This is a genomic window from Streptococcus anginosus (assembly GCF_001697145.1).
GTDB lineage: Bacteria > Bacillota > Bacilli > Lactobacillales > Streptococcaceae > Streptococcus > Streptococcus hominis.
The window spans coordinates 1,573,388-1,591,732 of the sequence record NZ_CP012719.1 but is presented as its reverse complement, the minus strand read 5'-3'; the positions used below and the strand labels follow the sequence as shown (position 1 = coordinate 1,591,732).

General features: G+C 38.3%; 12 protein-coding genes and 1 pseudogene. 11 read left to right on the top strand and 2 right to left on the bottom strand.

Annotated features, from left to right (window positions below; genetic code table 11):
* Positions 1-234 precede the first annotated feature (234 nt).
* The 10 genes and pseudogenes from rpoE (at position 235) to SanJ4206_RS07675 (ending at position 13,548) form a co-directional block, all read left to right on the top strand.
* Positions 235-822, top strand: a complete 588-nt coding sequence (rpoE, locus tag SanJ4206_RS07720; protein WP_022525152.1) for a DNA-directed RNA polymerase subunit delta — start codon at positions 235-237, stop codon at positions 820-822.
* 182 nt (positions 823-1,004) lie between these two features.
* Positions 1,005-2,615, top strand: coding sequence for a CTP synthase (locus SanJ4206_RS07715; RefSeq protein WP_004224101.1), 1,611 nt, complete (start codon positions 1,005-1,007; stop codon positions 2,613-2,615).
* A gap of 230 nt (positions 2,616-2,845) precedes the next feature.
* Positions 2,846-3,532, top strand: coding sequence for a B3/B4 domain-containing protein (locus SanJ4206_RS07710; RefSeq protein ID WP_004224098.1), 687 nt, complete (start codon positions 2,846-2,848; stop codon positions 3,530-3,532).
* Positions 3,533-3,696: 164 nt separating this feature from the next.
* On the top strand, positions 3,697-5,673 hold the full coding sequence (locus tag SanJ4206_RS07705) for a peptide ABC transporter substrate-binding protein (protein ID WP_022525151.1): 1,977 nt from the start codon (positions 3,697-3,699) through the stop codon (positions 5,671-5,673).
* A 196-nt stretch (positions 5,674-5,869) separates the two neighbouring features.
* The gene (locus tag SanJ4206_RS07700; protein ID WP_022525150.1) at positions 5,870-7,849 is read left to right on the top strand and encodes a peptide ABC transporter substrate-binding protein; all 1,980 of its coding nucleotides are present in this window, start codon (positions 5,870-5,872) and stop codon (positions 7,847-7,849) included.
* 374 nt (positions 7,850-8,223) lie between these two features.
* Positions 8,224-9,720, top strand: a complete 1,497-nt coding sequence (locus tag SanJ4206_RS07695; RefSeq protein WP_022525149.1) for an ABC transporter permease — start codon at positions 8,224-8,226, stop codon at positions 9,718-9,720.
* Entirely contained in the window at positions 9,720-10,646 is a 927-nt protein-coding gene (oppC, locus tag SanJ4206_RS07690) for an oligopeptide ABC transporter permease OppC (protein WP_003026180.1), read from the top strand. The genes SanJ4206_RS07695 and oppC overlap by 1 nt, the downstream gene beginning before the upstream one ends.
* Before the next feature lie 8 nt (positions 10,647-10,654).
* Positions 10,655-11,722, top strand: coding sequence for an ABC transporter ATP-binding protein (locus tag SanJ4206_RS07685; protein WP_004224088.1), 1,068 nt, complete (start codon positions 10,655-10,657; stop codon positions 11,720-11,722).
* 10 nt (positions 11,723-11,732) lie between these two features.
* Positions 11,733-12,656, top strand: coding sequence for an ATP-binding cassette domain-containing protein (locus SanJ4206_RS07680; RefSeq protein ID WP_003031730.1), 924 nt, complete (start codon positions 11,733-11,735; stop codon positions 12,654-12,656).
* 185 nt (positions 12,657-12,841) lie between these two features.
* Positions 12,842-13,548 (top strand): annotated as a pseudogene (locus SanJ4206_RS07675) (HAD family hydrolase).
* Between the two features lie 59 nt (positions 13,549-13,607).
* Here SanJ4206_RS07675 and SanJ4206_RS07670 read toward each other — a convergent pair.
* Both SanJ4206_RS07670 and SanJ4206_RS07665 read right to left on the bottom strand, forming a co-directional pair.
* Positions 13,608-14,573 carry a LacI family DNA-binding transcriptional regulator gene (locus SanJ4206_RS07670; protein WP_003039503.1) on the bottom strand — a complete coding sequence of 322 codons (966 nt, stop codon included), beginning with the start codon at positions 14,571-14,573 and terminating at the stop codon, positions 13,608-13,610.
* Positions 14,554-16,011, bottom strand: coding sequence for a sucrose-6-phosphate hydrolase (locus SanJ4206_RS07665; RefSeq protein ID WP_022525148.1), 1,458 nt, complete (start codon positions 16,009-16,011; stop codon positions 14,554-14,556). The genes SanJ4206_RS07670 and SanJ4206_RS07665 overlap by 20 nt, the downstream gene beginning before the upstream one ends.
* Positions 16,012-16,202: 191 nt before the next feature.
* Here SanJ4206_RS07665 and SanJ4206_RS07660 point away from each other — a divergent pair, with 191 nt between their 5' ends.
* A complete protein-coding gene (locus SanJ4206_RS07660) occupies positions 16,203-18,101 on the top strand; it encodes a sucrose-specific PTS transporter subunit IIBC (protein WP_022525147.1) in 1,899 nt (632 codons plus the stop codon).
* Positions 18,102-18,345: the final 244 nt, after the last annotated feature.

Here is an 18,345-nt window from a genome sequence, read left to right as displayed (position 1 = left end):
AGCGATAACATAAGGCAAGTTCAGTCAGAGAATTGGCTGAATTGCCTTTTTGCTTCTTTTTTTATAAAAGCGGAAGTCATTTTGGTAAAAATGGTGATTTTCTTGAATAGAGGATAAAATTCTTTTGACGAAAGAAGATTTTTATCGTACAATAAAAAGTAGCGAAAAATTCAATAAATTAAATATTTGAGAGCCAACAGGGCAGAAGCCCTCAGACTTAAAAGGAGATTGACTTTGGAATTAGAAGTATTTGCTGGACAAGAAAAAAGTGAACTTTCTATGATTGAAGTAGCGCGTGCTATCTTAGAAACACGTGGTCGCAATCATGAAATGTATTTTAATGATCTTGTCAATGAAATTCAAAATTACCTTGAAAAATCAAATAGTGATATTCGTGAAGCCTTGCCGCTTTTTTATACAGAGCTAAATGTAGACGGCAGTTTCATTCCTCTTGGAGATAACAAATGGGGCTTGCGTTCATGGTATGCGATTGACGAGGTGGATGAAGAAATTATCACACTTGAAGAAGACGATGAAGAAACTCCGAAGAAACGGAAGAAGAAACGTGTGAACGCCTTTATGGACGGTGATGAAAATGCTATTGATTACAGTGATGATGATCCAGAGGATGAAGACTCATACGAAGCTGATCCTGCTCTAAGTTACGACGAGGACAATCTGGACGACGAGAAGAGTGAAGTTGAAGCGTATGATGCTGAAATCAATGAAATCGCACCTGATGATTTAGGTGAAGAAGTCGAACTCAATGAAGAGGACGAAGATTATTCTGACGATGAAGTAGATGGAGAAGATGAAGAATAGTCAAATTTAATGATGTATTCTTATTTTCTCATTTGACAAAAGTTTTATTCTGCGATATTATAATATCGGGCACTTCTTTTAAGAAGTCGAAGCTCCCTAGCTCTAGGGAGCTATTTTTGTTTTGCTATTCATGAACACGTCTTAAAAAGCAATGGACGTTGTATTTTAGATAAGGAGTATTTATGGCAACAAAATATATTTTTGTTACAGGTGGTGTAGTTAGTTCGATCGGTAAAGGGATTGTGGCAGCAAGTCTTGGTCGTCTCTTGAAAAACCGTGGCCTTAAGGTGACTATTCAAAAGTTTGACCCATATATCAATATTGACCCAGGAACGATGAGTCCTTACCAACACGGGGAAGTATTTGTGACGGACGATGGTGCAGAGACAGACTTGGATCTGGGGCACTATGAACGCTTTATTGATATTAACCTAAATAAATATTCAAATGTCACAACAGGTAAGATTTATAGTGAAGTTCTTCGCAAAGAACGTAAAGGTGAGTATCTTGGAGCAACTGTCCAGGTCATTCCACACATTACAGACGCTTTAAAAGAAAAGATTAAACGTGCTGCAACGACAACAGACTCTGATGTGATTATTACAGAAGTGGGAGGGACTGTTGGAGATATCGAAAGCTTGCCATTCTTAGAAGCGCTTCGTCAAATGAAGGCAGATGTCGGAGCAGACAATGTGATGTATATTCACACGACCTTGCTTCCTTATCTTAAGGCAGCCGGGGAAATGAAAACGAAGCCCACTCAGCATTCTGTAAAAGAATTGCGTGGTCTGGGTATTCAACCGAATATGCTGGTCATTCGCACTGAAAAGCCAGCAGGTCAAAATATTAAAAATAAATTGGCGCAATTTTGTGACGTAGCACCAGAAGCAGTGATTGAGTCGCTAGATGTGGAACATTTGTATCAAATTCCGCTGAATTTGCAAGCACAAAACATGGACCAAATCGTTTGTGATCACTTGAAGTTGGACGTGCCAGAAGCAGATATGACAGATTGGTCTGCTATGGTTGATAAAGTCATGAACTTGAAGAAACAAGTGAAAATTGCGCTTGTTGGGAAATATGTGGAGTTGCCAGATGCGTATATCTCTGTTGTAGAAGCTCTCAAGCACTCTGGTTATGCCAATGATGCAGAAATCAAGCTGAATTGGGTCAATGCGAATGATGTCACAACGGAAAATGTCGCCGAATTGTTGAAAGATGCAGACGGTATTATTGTGCCAGGTGGATTTGGTCATCGCGGAACCGAAGGAAAGATTGCGACCATTCAATATGCGCGTGAAAATAATGTGCCAATGCTTGGAATTTGCCTTGGTATGCAGTTGACTTGTGTTGAGTTTGCTCGCCATGTGTTAGGATTTGAAGATGCTAATTCTTCAGAACTAAATCCAGATACGAAACATCCTGTTATAGATTTGATGCGGGATCAGATTGATGTAGAAGATATGGGAGGGACGCTTCGTTTAGGACTTTATCCGTCTAAGTTGAAACGCGGTTCCAAAGCGGCTGCAGCTTATGACAATCAAGAAGTTGTTCAGCGTCGTCACCGTCACCGTTACGAATTTAACAATGAATTCCGTCAACAATTTGAAGAAGCAGGATTTGTCTTCTCAGGAGTTTCACCTGATAATCGTCTGGTAGAAATTGTAGAAATTCCAGAAAATAAATTCTTCGTTGCGTGTCAATACCACCCAGAATTATCCAGCCGCCCTAATCGTCCAGAAGGACTTTATACGGCTTTTGTCACAGCTGCGGTTGAAAATAGTGAAAAATAATAGAATGGGACAGGCTTCCATGATTGGTATCACAATCTGGGGCCTATTCCAGTCTTTTTAATATCTTTTATAAATAGAAAGTCTTATCAGTATAACAAATTGGTGCAAGTTTTTAAAGGAAAGCTACAACTAGATTGTCATAAAAAGCAGCAGTTTAGCAATAAAATAAGACTTTTTGCAAAGGATTTAATAGTTAATCAATTCCCTAAATTATTATTTGGAGGTAGACTATGATAAAATTTATACTTGATGAAAGTCTCGTAGCGCTTGGAATTAAAAATGTGGTAATTGGCATTGCCAAAAATGTAGATCCACATACGCCTTTATCCGCTTCATTTTTGGAAAAGCAAAAAGAAATGGAAAAGTGGGTCTTGAAATGCAATGTGGATGAAGTGTCTGATGATGCAGTCATTCAAGGCTACAAAGATTTGTTGCAAAGTGTTGGTCGCAGTGTCAAGAAGAATCCTCCCACTGTTTTAGCGCTTATTCGGAATATTCGACATCGTGGTTCTATTCCGCATATTAATAGTATTATTGATATTTATAATGTTGAATCTTTACATTCTCTATTAGCCATCGGTGGGCATGATTTGGACAAAATAGCAGGGCAAATTGAATTTACGGTTAGTCAAAAAGAAGATGTGTTTCTACCGATTTTATCTACGGAAAAACACGTTTCACAGACTGATTATGTTTATCGTGATCAAAAAGGAATTTTAGCATGGCTAGATGTTCGTGACGGAGAAAACTATAAATTTGATGACGAGACAAAGAATGCTATTTTTATCATTCAAGGAAATGCTCATACATCTGTTGAAATGCGTTTAGAAGCACTGAAGCGCATTGAGAACAATTTAGCAGAATGTATGCCGAATCTGGATTTTGAAACGTATGTCATTCACCCAGAGGGGAAATAACCTAAAAAGCAATGTATCCATCAATAGGATACGAGAAGTGAGTCCGTTGTTTGAAAGCATTTGGAATACAATCACATTTTTTAGTAAAAGATTTGTTTGAAAATTCTTTACTTTTTATGAAGATATAGTATAATTAGAATATATCATACTTTTCGGAGGTAACTATGAAAAAAAGTAAAATCATCGCAGTTGCGGGGCTAGCTCTTTTAACGTCTGGTCTTTTAGCTGCTTGCTCGGGTTCGAAATCGAGCTCAGCTGAAACAAAATTTGGTTATGTGTATTCTAGTGATCCAGAAACTTTGGATTATGTAACATCAGGAAAAGCAACCACTAGCGATCTTGTGACAAATGGAGTTGACGGATTGTTAGAAAATGACAAATATGGAAATCTTGTACCATCAATGGCTAAGTCATGGACTGTATCAAAAGATGGTTTAACCTATACTTATAAACTTCGTAAGGGTGCCAAATGGTACACATCAGAAGGGGAAGAATACGCAGAAGTTAAAGCGCAAGACTTTGTAACTGGTTTGAAACATGCTGCCGATAAAAAATCTGAGGCGCTTTATTTGGTTCAAAACTCAATTAAAGGTTTAGATGCTTACGTGAATGGTCAAACAAAAGACTTTTCAACGGTAGGTGTGAAAGCAGTTGATGATTATACTGTTCAGTATACATTGAACAAGCCAGAACCATATTGGAATTCTAAGACAACCTCTGCCATTATGTGGCCAATCAATGCCGAATTTTTGAAATCTAAAGGAAATAAATTTGGCCAATCAACAGACCCTAACTCAATCCTTTATAATGGACCATTCTTGATGAAAGCTATCACAGCAAAATCTGCGGTAGAATATGTTAAAAACAAACATTATTGGGATAAAGATAAAGTAAATGTTGATAGCATCAAGTTGGCTTATTATGATGGTCAAGACCAAGATTCATTAGCACGTAACTTTAAAGATGGTGCTTATACGTATGCACGTCTCTTCCCAGCAAGTTCAAACTTTTCAACTTTTGAAAAGGACTTCAAAGACAATATCTATACATCAGAAGCTGGTGCAGGAACAGCAGTTTTAGGACTTAATATTGACCGTCAAACGTACAACCACACTGCTAAAAAAACAGATGAAGAAAAAAATTCAACGAAAAAAGCATTGTTGAATAAAGACTTCCGTCAAGCGCTGAACTTTGCGCTTGACCGCGACTCTTACGCTGCACAAGTCAATGGTAAAGAGGGCGCTGCTAAAGCAATCCGCAATATGTTTGTACCGTCTGACTTTGTCCAAGTTGGAGAAAAATCATTTAGCGATGTTGTAGAAGAAAAATTAGCTAGCTATGGTGATGACTGGAAGGGTGTCAAATTAGCAGATTCACAAAACGGTTTGTACAATCCAGACAAAGCAAAAGCGAAATTTGCAAAAGCAAAAGAAGCATTGCAAGCTCAAGGTGTGCAATTCCCAATCCACATAGATGTTCCTGTAATTGAAACTTCTAAAAACTTTGTTGCTCGTATGCAATCTATGAAACAATCTATTGAAAAAGTGCTTGGCAAAGAAAATGTTGTCATGGACTTGAATATGATGTCAGAAGATGATGTAATGAACATCACTTATTATGCTCCGAATGCAGCTAGCGAAGATTGGGATCTCTCAGGTATCGTTAGTTGGACTCCTGACTATCAAGACCCATCTACTTATCTTGACATTTTGAAATCAACATCTTCTGATAATACGAAAACTTGGTTTGGATTTGACTCTGGTAGTGAAAATGCTGGTGCTAAAGCAGTTGGCTTGGACGAATATAATAAATTAGTCGATGAAGCAGGTGCAGAAACAACAGACATTGCAAAACGTTATGAAAAATATGCAGCAGCACAAGCTTGGTTAACAGACAGTTCACTTGTCTTACCAACAATGGCTTCAACAGGTGCCGGAACTTTTGTGTCACGCATTCAACCGTTCTCAGGTGCATTTGCGCAAACAGGTAGTAAAGGTAGCTCAACCTACTTCAAATACATTAAAGTCGGTAACGATACTGTCACTAAGAAAGACTATGAAGCAGCTAAGAAGAAATGGCAAAAAGAAAAAGCCGAGTCTAATAAAAAAGCTCAAGATGAATTAGCTGATCATGTAAAATAATACATTTATAAAAGCAGGTGAAACTCACTTAAAAGTGGGTTTCATCTGCTTTTTTCTATCTATAAAATTGTAAGATTAACATAATCCCTTTGATACTAGGTTTTAAAAATATGTCATAAAATTTAGAAAATTCTATTTACTTTTTATATTTTGTGTGCTAGAATGTATAAAAATAATGATTTTGGGAGGAATATTCATGAAGAAAAGTAAAATCATTACCCTAGCAGCGCTAGCCTTGCTTGCAACAGGAACCCTAGCAGCTTGTTCTAGCTCTAAAACAGGCTCAGGGAACAAAACATTCTCATATGTTTATGAGCAAGATCCAGATAATTTGAACTATTTGACAACTGGGAAAGCAGCTACTGCAAATCTTACCAGCAATGTTATTGACGGACTTTTGGAAAATGACCGTTATGGAAATCTAGTTCCTTCTGTGGCGAAGGATTGGATCGTCTCTAAAGATGGCTTGACTTATACTTATACACTTCGTAAGGGTGTGAAATGGTACACATCAGAAGGCGAAGAGTATGCAGAGGTTAAGGCACAAGACTTTGTAACGGGCTTAAAATATGCTGCAGACAATAAATCTGATGCTATTTACTTGGTGCAAGATTCTGTTAAAGGCTTGGATGCTTACATGAAAGGTGAAAATAAAGATTTCTCTTCTGTCGGTATCAAAGCAGTCGATGATTACACGGTTCAATACACTCTTAATCGACCAGAAAGTTTTTGGAACTCAAAAACAACAATGGGTGTTCTAGCACCAGTTAATGCAGAATTTTTGAAATCAAAAGGCAATAAATTTGCACAAGCAACAGATCCATCTAGTCTTCTTTATAATGGACCATACTTGCTAAAATCTATCACAGCAAAATCATCTGTCGAATTTGCGAAAAATCCAAACTATTGGGATAAGAAAAATGTGCACATTGATAACATCAAGTTGTCTTACTATGATGGTCAAGATCAGGACAAACTTGCTAAAGGATTTAGCGATGGTTCATTTACTAATGCCAAAGTATTTCCAACAAGTCCAAGTTATGCTTCTGTCAGCAAGAAATACAAAGATAACATCGTTTATACTCCGCAAGATGCAACGACTTACCTAGTAGCTACAAACATTGACCGTCAATCTTACAAACATACTTCAAAGACAACAGATGCTCAAAAGACTTCTACTAAGAAAGCTTTGCTAAATAAAGACTTCCGTCAAGCCATTACATTTGCATTTGACCGCACAGCTTATGCGTCACAAGTAAATGGTAAAGATGGTGCAACGAAGATGCTTCGTAACCTCTTTGTACCACCAACGTTTGTTCAAACAGATGACAAGAGCTTTGGAGAATTAGTCAAAGAAAAATTAGTCAGCTACGATGAAAGTTGGAAAGATGTCAACTTAAATGATGCGCAAGACGGACTTTACAATCCAACCAAAGCCAAGGAAAAATTAGCCAAAGCTAAAGCGGCGCTTCAAGCAGACGGCGTTCAATTCCCAATCCACATTGATATGCCAGTTGACCAAACAGCGACTAATAAAGTTCAACGCGTGCAATCATTGAAGCAATCAATTGAAAAGAATCTTGGTAAAGAAAATGTTGTAATTGATATTCAACAAATGTCTAAAGATGATGTAAATAATATTACTTACTTTGCCGAATCTGCAGCGGCAGAAGATTGGGATCTTTCTGATAATGTTGGTTGGAGTCCAGACTTCCAAGACCCATCTACCTATCTTGATGTTATCAAACCTTCAAGCGGGGAAAGCACTAAGACTTATCTAGGATTTGATGCAGGCACGAACAACGCTGCTGCAGCACAAGTTGGTATGAACGAATATGAAAAGTTGTTGAATGAGGCTGAAAAAGAAACCAACAATACGAATGCACGTTATGAAAAATATGCTGCAGCCCAAGCTTGGTTGACTGATAATGCTTTGGTTATTCCGACAACAACCTTGACTGGTCGTCCAATTCTTTCTCGCACAGTGCCATTTACTAATCCATTTGCTTGGTCAGGAAACAAAGGGAATAGTGAAATCATTCTATATAAATATCTTGAACTCCAAGATGAGCCTGTTACACAAGATCAGTACAAGAAAGCTATGACTAAATGGAATAAAGAGCGATCAAAATCTAATAAAAAAGCTCAAGAAGAACTTGCAGATCATGTTAAATAATTGAAAAAAATTAGATAAAATTTAACAGAAAAACAAAAAAAGTTCAATTATGATAAAAATATTCTGACAATTGATTTTACAATTGACCAGAATTATGATATAATTTTAAACAATCAGTTTAAAAATTGAAGGTATTCTAAAGTTGAAAATAGGTATTTGTCGTAGGTATGGCATTTCTCTAACTCTTCCTTCGGTCTTGGCTGACAGGTTATGTTTAATAACTTAACCATAGTTATTAAAGTGGAATATCTGATGTGACTCATGCTGAATCATTAAAATAAAAAAGAATTAGCAGATCATGTAAAATAAACTTCTCATCAGAACTTTCTCTAACAGGAGGGAAAGTTCTTTTGGGATTTTAAAGGAAACGGTAAATGAAGAAATATATTTTTATGCGTATCTTACGCTCTTTAGTATCTATTTTCATGGTAACAACGCTGACTTACACCATTATCTATACTATGGTGCCTAGGAAGTTGATTTTCAAACAGGACCCGAACTATAACAAAATAGCGACAACTCCTGATAAAAAAGCCAATTACGAAAATACGATTTTTGAGCGTATGGGTTACATTGACTACTATGATACGAAGGAATTGCAAGAAAAAGCTAGTAAAGAGAATTCCTCTGTAACAGTAGAACCTACTAATGCAAATAAAAAAATCTATGAAGCTTACATCAAAAAGCTGGGACGCGGTTGGAAATTGCAGCAATTTAAAGAAAGCAAGCAATTTTATGCAACTCGTGAAGTTCCAGTCTATGAACGCGTTCTTGGTTTCTATGGTAATTTGATTCAAATTGACCATACCGGTGCTGTGAAAGATGCTTCTAATCCGAACTTGAAGCGATATATTCGCATTGAAAACGATCCTGCTATTGGTTGGTCCGTTGTTGGTTCTGGAACGAAACATAAATATTTATTGTACTTCAATAGTCAGTTTCCATATATCCACCAAAATTTTGTGAGATTAAATCTGGGAATCTCCTATCCAACCTATGCCAATCTTCCTGTTTTACAGGTTATTTCACAAGGGCAAGGTCAAACAAAAACATCAGAAGTTCAATTCCCAACAGGAAAGAAAACTTCATCTGTTAATATTTATACGCGTACATATAAGTCTCCAAAACAAGCTGATGCACGCGATGTTGCTAATTACGGAAAAGATGACCCTTATACGGCAACAGAGAGCAATTATCAATATCCATCGATGATTGTGAGCTCTTCTATTGTTGGTTTGATTGGATTGGCTTTGTCTTACTTAATTGCCGTTCCACTTGGATCTTATATGGCTCGCTTTAAAAATACGTTATTTGATAGTATTTCAACCGGTGCATTGACTTTCTTGATGTCACTGCCAACTATTGCTTTAGTTTATATCATTCGGCTGATCGGTTCAGCGATTGGCTTGCCTGATTCATTCCCTATTTTGGGAGCAGGTGATTGGCGCTCTTATGTGCTGCCGGCAGTCATTCTTGGACTCTTGAGTGCGCCTTGGACAGCCGTTTGGATTCGTCGTTATATGATTGACTTGCAATCACAAGATTTTGTTCGTTTTGCACGTGCAAAAGGTCTTTCTGAAAAAGAAATTTCAAATAAACATATTTTCAAAAATGCCATGGTGCCACTTGTATCCAGCATTCCAAACTCAGTTATTGGGGTTATTACAGGTGCAACTTTGACTGAAACAGTCTTCGCTTTCCCTGGTATGGGTAAGATGTTGATTGACTCTGTTAAAGCTTCAAATAACTCTATGGTCGTTGGTCTTGTCTTTATCTTTACATGTCTTTCTATCTTCGCTCTTCTATTGGGTGATATTCTGATGACAGTACTTGATCCACGTATTAAATTAACATCAAAAGGAGGTAAATAATGGCTACAATTGATAAGACTAAGTTCCAATTTGTCAAACGCGATGATTTTGCCTCTGAAACGATTGATGCTCCAGCCTATTCTTACTGGAAATCAGTTATGCGTCAGTTCCTAAAAAAGAAATCAACAGTTATCATGTTGGGAATTTTGGTCGCTATTATTTTGATGAGTTTCATTTATCCGATTTTCTCAGATTTTGACTTTAACGATGTCAGCAAGGTGAATGATTTCGGTGCGCGTTATATTAAACCAAATGGTCAATATTGGTTTGGTACAGATAGCAACGGGAAATCCCTTTTTGACGGAGTATGGTTTGGAGCTCGTAACTCTATCCTCATTTCTGTCATTGCAACTGTGATTAACTTAGTTATTGGTATTGTGATTGGTGGTATCTGGGGAATTTCCAAAACCGTTGACCGTATCATGATGGAAGTGTACAATATCATTTCTAACATCCCATCTCTCTTGATTGTCATTGTCTTGACTTATTCAATTGGTGCTGGTTTCTGGAACTTGATTTTTGCTATGACCATCACAGGTTGGGTTGGGATTGCTTATACGATTCGTATCCAAATCATGCGTTATCGCGACTTGGAATATAACCTTGCCAGCCGAACTTTGGGTACGCCAACACTGAAAATCATTGTAAAAAATATCATGCCACAATTGGTTTCTGTTATTGTGACCACGGCTTCACAACTGCTGCCAAGTTTCATTTCTTATGAAGCATTTCTATCGTTCTTTGGTTTGGGGCTTCCTGTCACAGTACCAAGTTTGGGACGGTTAATTTCAGATTATTCACAAAACGTGACAACAAATGCGTATCTTTTCTGGATTCCATTGACAACCTTGATTTTGGTTTCCCTCTCATTATTCGTTGTCGGTCAAAACTTAGCGGATGCTAGTGATCCACGTACACATAGATAGGAGTAAATATGACACAAGAAAAAAATGTAATATTGACTGCTCGCGATATTGTCGTGGAATTTGACGTTCGTGATAAGGTCTTAACAGCTATTCGTGGTGTTTCGCTTGACCTCATTGAAGGTGAAGTTCTTGCACTTGTAGGGGAATCTGGTTCTGGTAAGTCTGTTTTGACAAAGACATTTACAGGAATGTTAGAGGAAAATGGTCGAGTTGCTCAAGGAACGATTGATTACCGGGGGCAAGATTTGACAAAATTGAAGTCTAATAAAGATTGGGAACCTATACGCGGTGTTAAAATTGCGACAATCTTCCAAGATCCGATGACGAGTTTGGACCCTATTAACACAATTGGTAGCCAAATTACAGAAGTGATTATCAAGCATCAAAAGAAAACGCCAAAAGAAGCAAAAGAAATGGCTGTTGACTATATGAATAAGGTCGGCATTCCTGATGCTGAAAAGCGTTTTAATGAATACCCATTCCAATATTCAGGAGGAATGCGTCAACGGATTGTTATCGCTATTGCGCTTGCTTGTCGACCTGATATCCTTATCTGTGATGAACCAACGACAGCGCTTGACGTTACGATTCAGGCACAAATCATTGATTTGTTGAAATCTTTGCAACACGAGTATGAATTCACAACTATTTTTATCACCCACGACCTGGGAGTGGTAGCAAGTATTGCAGATAAGGTTGCGGTTATGTATGCTGGTGAAATCGTTGAATACGGAACAGTAGAAGAAGTCTTTTACGATCCACGTCATCCTTACACTTGGAGTTTGTTATCTAGTCTGCCTCAGTTGGCAGATGATAAGGGTGAGTTGTATTCAATTCCTGGAACGCCGCCATCTCTTTATTCACATTTACAAGGAGATGCATTTGCCTTGCGTTCAGATTATGCGATGGAAATTGATTTTGAGGAAAAACCGCCTCAAATCTATGTGTCAGATACGCATTGGGCAAAAACATGGTTGCTTCATGAAAATGCTCCAAAAGTGAATAAGCCAGCTGTTATTGATGATTTGCACGAAAAAATTAGCTTAAAAATGGGCTTTGCCCATTTAGACGCCTAGGAGGAAGGAAATGCCTGAAAAATTAGTAGAAGTTAAAGATTTGGAAATTTCCTTCGGTGAGGGAAGCAAGAAATTTGTTGCTGTTAAAAATGCTAATTTCTTTATCAATAAAGGAGAAACGTTTTCACTTGTAGGAGAATCTGGTTCTGGTAAAACGACAATTGGTCGTGCGATTATTGGTTTAAATGATACGAGTCATGGAGAGATTTTCTTTGAAGGGAAAAAAATCAATGGCAAAAAATCAAAAGAAGAAGAGTCAGAAATCATTCGTAAAATTCAAATGATTTTCCAAGACCCTGCTGCTAGTTTGAATGAACGTGCGACAGTTGATTATATCATTTCGGAAGGCTTGTATAATTTCCATTTATTTAAAGATGAAGAAGAACGCAAGAAAAAAGTGAAAGATATTATTCATGAAGTTGGATTGTTATCAGAGCATTTAACACGTTACCCGCATGAATTTTCTGGTGGTCAACGTCAGCGGATTGGGATTGCCCGTGCGCTTGTTATGGAACCAGATTTTGTCATTGCAGATGAGCCGATTTCAGCGCTTGATGTCTCTGTGCGCGCGCAAGTTTTGAATCTTCTTAAGAAATTCCAAAAAGATCTAGGCTTGACTTATCTTTTCATTGCCCATGATTTATCAGTTGTACGTTTTATCTCAGACCGTATTGCTGTTATTTATAAGGGTGTGATTGTAGAAGTGGCTGAAACAGAAGAACTCTTCAATAATCCAATCCATCCTTATACGCAGTCATTGCTATCTGCTGTCCCAATTCCAGACCCAATATTGGAGCGGAAGAAAGTATTGAAGGTTTATGATGCTGCTCAACATGATTATTCAGTAGATAAGCCAGAAATGGTTGAAATTCGTCCAGGACACTTTGTCTGGGCTAATAAAGCAGAAGTTGAAAAGTATAAAAAAGAATTGTAAATAGATCTTCAACTTTGTTGACAATTAAAGAGGTTAAATAAGAACTTAGTCTCTAGTTAAAATTAAGGAATGAACGACAATAAAAAAGCTTAAAACCAACGTTTTTGATAACATGGTTTTGAGCTTTTTTACTATTTTTGAGCTTTTATGCTATACTAATTTTAGTAGAAAAAAGGAGAAATGTTATGTATCAATTGATTGCATTTGACATGGATGGAACGCTTTTGACCAGTCAAAAGACGATTGCTAAAAGTAGTATTGCAGCTATTGACAGAGCGCATGCAGCTGGAAAACAAGTTGCACTTTCAACAGGGCGCTCTCTGTCAGAACTAGGTCTTTATAAAAAAGATTTGCGAGGAATTCGCTATGCTATTCTTGCAAGTGGTGCATTGATTTATGATTTGGAGGCCAAATGCGTTTTAGCCAAGCAAACCTTGCCTGCTTTAGCAGTGGATAAGGTGAAGGCGATAGCAGAAGCTCAAGATTTGATGCTGGTTTGTATGATTGACGGACAAGGCTATCTTCAAAAATCACATTTTGAGGATATTGCTAACTACTATATGGAAATCTATACTGAACTTTATGATAAAACAGCTATCTTGGTGGATAATATTTACGATTTGTTAGTGAAGGAAAGAGAACATTTTGACAAAATCAATATTTATCACTTTACGGCAAGGGATCGAGATCAATCTTATGAAACTTTATTGTCTGAAAAAATAACAATGATAAAAGCATGATTCGCGAAGCAGGTTTTGGTGTTGCTATGGGAAATGCCAATGAGAATATCAAAAATTTAGCAGATATTGTTGTGGCAGACAACGACCACGGTGGCTGTGCGCAGGCTATTGATGATGTGCTTCTGGCAGAAAAATATAAAGACAACGAATAGACACTAAAACCCACTTAAGTATTGAGAAATCTTAAGTGGGTTTTCACTATCTTACAGAATTAAATACTCTTTCCTGAAGAGAGGTGCACGGGAAGAAAGTAGCCGGTTGTCACAACTTCTTCACCAGCAATTTTTCGGAGCAACAAATCTACCAGCAAACAAGCTATATCTTTCAATGGTTGCTGTATGGTGGCTAGTTGGGGATAGTAGTTTTCTACAAAATAAGTTCCGTCGTAGCCGATGACTTTTAGATCCTCTGGAATTTTGATTTCCAATTCTTGAGCAACTTTCATGATTAAAATGGCTGTCAGATCATCTGAAGCAAAAATGGCATCAGGCTCTCTATGTTTTAAAATATTTTTGATTTCCATTTCTTTGCGAATAGGAGAGAAGTCACTTGATACATTGATAATTGGTGCATCAGGTAGAATGGAAGCAAAACCTGCATGGCGGAGACCTGTCGGGGAGTTTGAATTATCATTTCCGGTAATCATAATGATATTTTGGGCACCGGATTTGACCAAGGTTTCTGCAGCCAAGACACCACCAGCATAGTTGTCCGAAGATACAACAGGAATGGAAGGGGATAAGTTGCGGTCAAAAGAGATAATGGGAGCTGTTACACGGTCATAATCAGAGATGCCTAAGTTGTGGCTGCCTGAGATAATGCCATCCACTTGATTGGCTTCTAGCATCTCCAGATACTCTTTTTCCTTACTTGAATTGTGCTCGCTATTGCAGATGATTGTCTTGTAGCCTCTTTTGAATAACTCATGTTCTAATTTGTCAATGAGTTCGGCATAAAAGACGTGACTGATATTTGGGAAAATCAGTCCAATCAGCTTAGCGGATTTTCCTTGTAAGCCACGAGCGAGATTATTGGGCTTGTATCCCAACTCGCGCATGGCCTCATTGACTTTTGTAATCGTTTTTTCTGAGAGGTAACCTTTTTTGTTAATTACACGAGACACAGTGGTTGGGCTGACCCCAGCAATTTTTGCAACATCAGTTAACTTCGCGACCATAATCTAACTCATAGTAAGTTCCAGTTGGATTTCCCTCGCTGATAAAAATACCGTTTTGGTTTTCATGAGGGAAAACGCGGCCTGAAAATACTTTTTCTCCTTTGTTAATAAAAATTTCAAAAACTGACTTATCAATGAAGATAGTAGCGGTTGTAGCTTGGTTTTCAATCGTACAACTACGAACGGTACCAAATTCAAGAGCGTATTGCTCACCGGCTTGACTACGGTCAACTGTTACTTGACCATTTTTGATGTCAAAGCAAATGCGTAGCCCCTTATGCTCTTGATCTGCAAAAAGGACGATCTCAGTTTGTGAATCAGTTGTAAATTCTAGTTCTAATTCATAGCAGTTCTTTGTTTGCGCTTGGTTAGCAAACGTTTGGATATTATCTGTGCGTAAGGATGTGATAGCTGGGACAGGGTATTGATAGAGTTTACCGTCTTTTAGGGTTAATTCTTTGACCAAAGAGAATGTTCCTTGGTGGTCGAAACGGTCAGATGGATAGGCAATATCTGGCAAACCCAGCCAGCTGACAGCTAAGGCACGGCCATCTGGAGCATTGAAAGCTTGAGTGGCGTAGCATTCAAATCCATAATCTAAATTTTGCAGAGGACTAGGTTTAATAATTGTTGCTTTCTTTATGTCAAACGATTGACCTATTTTATACATATTTGGATAAATATTGTCATAAGGGACAATTTCTTTTGATAAACCTTGAGGACAGTAGAGCAAAACAGGCTTCTCATCAATAAAGACAAGATTTGGGCACTCCATCATGTAGGCGGTGTTATCATTTTCAAAGTGTAAATTACCGACTTCTTCCCAGTTTGTATAATCGTTGTCAACCGCTTTATAAAGCTTGATATAGCCTTTTTTGTCAAGGTTTTGTCCCCCAACAATGGCATAAAATTGTCCGTGGTAGTTAAAAATCTGAGGATCACGGAAATGATCTGTAGTGTCCTGAGGCTGTTCAATCAAGATCTTGTTTAGTTTTTGAATATGTCCGTCTTTGTCCAGCAAAGCGCCGATTTGGTAAGGGTGACGAACCCAATTCTCATCACGGACATTCCCAGTATAGAATAGGAAAAGTTTGTCGTCAAACTGCATAGCAGAGCCAGAGTAAGCACCGTGACTGTCTAATGGGGTGTCTGGCAGAACACGAACACCGGTTTCTGTGAAGTGTACGAGGTCATTACTTTCCAGTTGTACCCAGGACTTGAGCCCATGAGTTGCACCAAATGGAAAATTTTGATAGAAGGCAATCCATTTTCCGTCAAAATAGGAAAAACCATTTGGGTCATTCAGCAGTCCCGTATCAGGCTCTACGTGGTAGGTAGCACGCCAAGGTGATGTAGCGATTTTATTTTTTATCTGTTGGATTTCGTTTTCAGTCCATTGTTCATAGCGTTTGTAACGTTGTTCAGTAGTCCAAGCCAATCTTTTGTCCTCCAAGATAGTTTTCTTACTTATATAGTAAACGTTTTCTCTGAAAAAATCAACTTTTTAATAGAAAAAAATTAAATTTCTGCAAAACGCTTGACATATTTTGAAATCATGTTAAAATAATAGTCGTAGGAGCGATTAAATCGCTTTCATAAATTTTAATTATTTTCAATAAGGAGATGCAAATGGAAAATAAGGACATTGCAAAAGCAGTCATTGAGGCCATTGGCGGACGTGACAATGTAAGTAGTGTTGCTCACTGTGCGACCCGTCTGCGTGTCATGGTCAAAGATGAAGCTAAGATTGATAAAGACAGAGTTGAGAATCTTGAAAAGGTTCAGGGAGCTTTCTTTAACTCAGGTCAATATCAAATTATCTTTGGTACTGGTACAGTGAATAAAATCTATGATGAAGTGGTAGCGCTTGGTTTGCCTACGTCTTCAACTGGTGAGCAAAAAGCAGAAGCAGCTAAAAAGGGGAATTGGTTCCAACGTGCCGTTCGTACATTTGGTGACGTATTTGTGCCAATCCTGCCAGCAATCGTAGCAACAGGTCTCTTCATGGGGATTCGTGGTGCGATTAATAATGATACGATTCTTGGGTTATTTGGAACAACTTCAAAAGCCTTTGCTGCGTCAGACTTCTATACTTACACAGTTGTGTTGACAGATACAGCATTTGCCTTCTTCCCAGCTTTGATTTCTTGGTCAGCTTTCCGTGTATTCGGTGGGAATCCAGTGATCGGTATTGTACTTGGTTTGATGTTGGTAAATACCGCTCTTCCAAATGCTTGGGATGTAGCTTCTGGTGCTGCAAAGCCAATCATGTTCTTTGGTTTCATTCCAGTAGTTGGTTATCAAAACTCAGTATTGCCAGCCTTCTTCATTGGACTACTTGGTGCGAAACTTGAAAAATGGTTGCATAAGAAAATTCCAGATGTGCTTGATTTGCTTGTTGTACCATTCTTGACCTTCCTTGTGATGTCAGTTCTTGGGCTCTTTGTCATTGGTCCAATTTTCCACTCACTTGAAAATGTCATTCTTGCTGCGACAAAAGCTATTCTTGCCTTACCGTTTGGCTTAGCTGGTCTCATCCTTGGCGGTGTGCATCAGCTTATCGTGGTAACTGGTGTTCACCATATCTTCAACTTACTAGAAGCACAATTGATTGCAAATGAAGGAAAAGATGCCTTTAATGCGATCATCACAGCTGCTATGACTGCCCAAGCGGGTGCAACTCTTGCAGTTGGTGTAAAAACAAAATCTAAAAAACTAAAAGCTCTTGCCTTCCCGGCTGCTCTCTCTGCAGGTCTTGGAATTACTGAACCAGCTATTTTCGGGGTAAACTTACGTTATGGTAAACCATTTGTACTTGGTCTTGTTGCCGGTGCTGCTGGTGGTTGGTTAGCTTCTATTCTTGGACTTGCTGGTACTGGATTTGGTATTACTATTATCCCAGGTACGCTTCTCTATCTGAATGGTCAAGTTCTTCAATATATCTTTATGGTACTTGTAACTACTGGTCTTGGATTTGGTTTGACTTACGCATTTGGTTACAAAGATGCTGAAGAAGAAGTGACTGAAGCAAAAGAAGTAGTAGAAGCTAATGAAGCAGCTGCGCCAGTCCTTTCTGATGAAACAATCGTTTCTCCAATCGTTGGTCAAATGGTTGACTTGAAAGATGTCAATGATCCAGTATTCTCTAGCGGTGCTATGGGACAAGGAGTTGCGGTGAAACCTAGTGAAGGTGTTGTGTATGCTCCTGCGGATGCAGAAGTGACAATCGCATTTGCAACTGGTCACGCTTATGGCTTGAAAACGACAAAAGGTGCTGAAATCTTGATTCACGTAGGTATTGACACAGTTTCTATGAACGGTGACGGATTTGATCAAAAAGTTGCTCAAGGTGATAAGGTGAAAGCTGGCGATGTTCTTGGTACATTTGATGCTGCGAAAATTGCAGCCGCTGGTCTTGATGACACAACTATGGTGATTATTACCAACACAGCTGATTATGCTTCTGTTACTCCTGTTGCAGAGGGTACAGTAGCGAAAGGCGATGCTGTGATTGAGCTAAAAGCCTAACCTTGTAATGTGATAAGAGGCTGAACAAAAAGTTCAGCTTCTTCACTTTTAGTTAACAAAACACATTAACACAGCGGTTGATTGTTTTCTTTGCTCGCTTCATGTCTCAAAGTTGTCAATCAACTGTGCAGGAGTGGGAAACGAACTCTTTCCGGTTCTTTCCCACTCCCTTTTCTTTGAAAAAGAGAAGAAAAAGTAAGATTTTTACTCAGAAGTCATACGAGGATATGCTATAATGAATAGA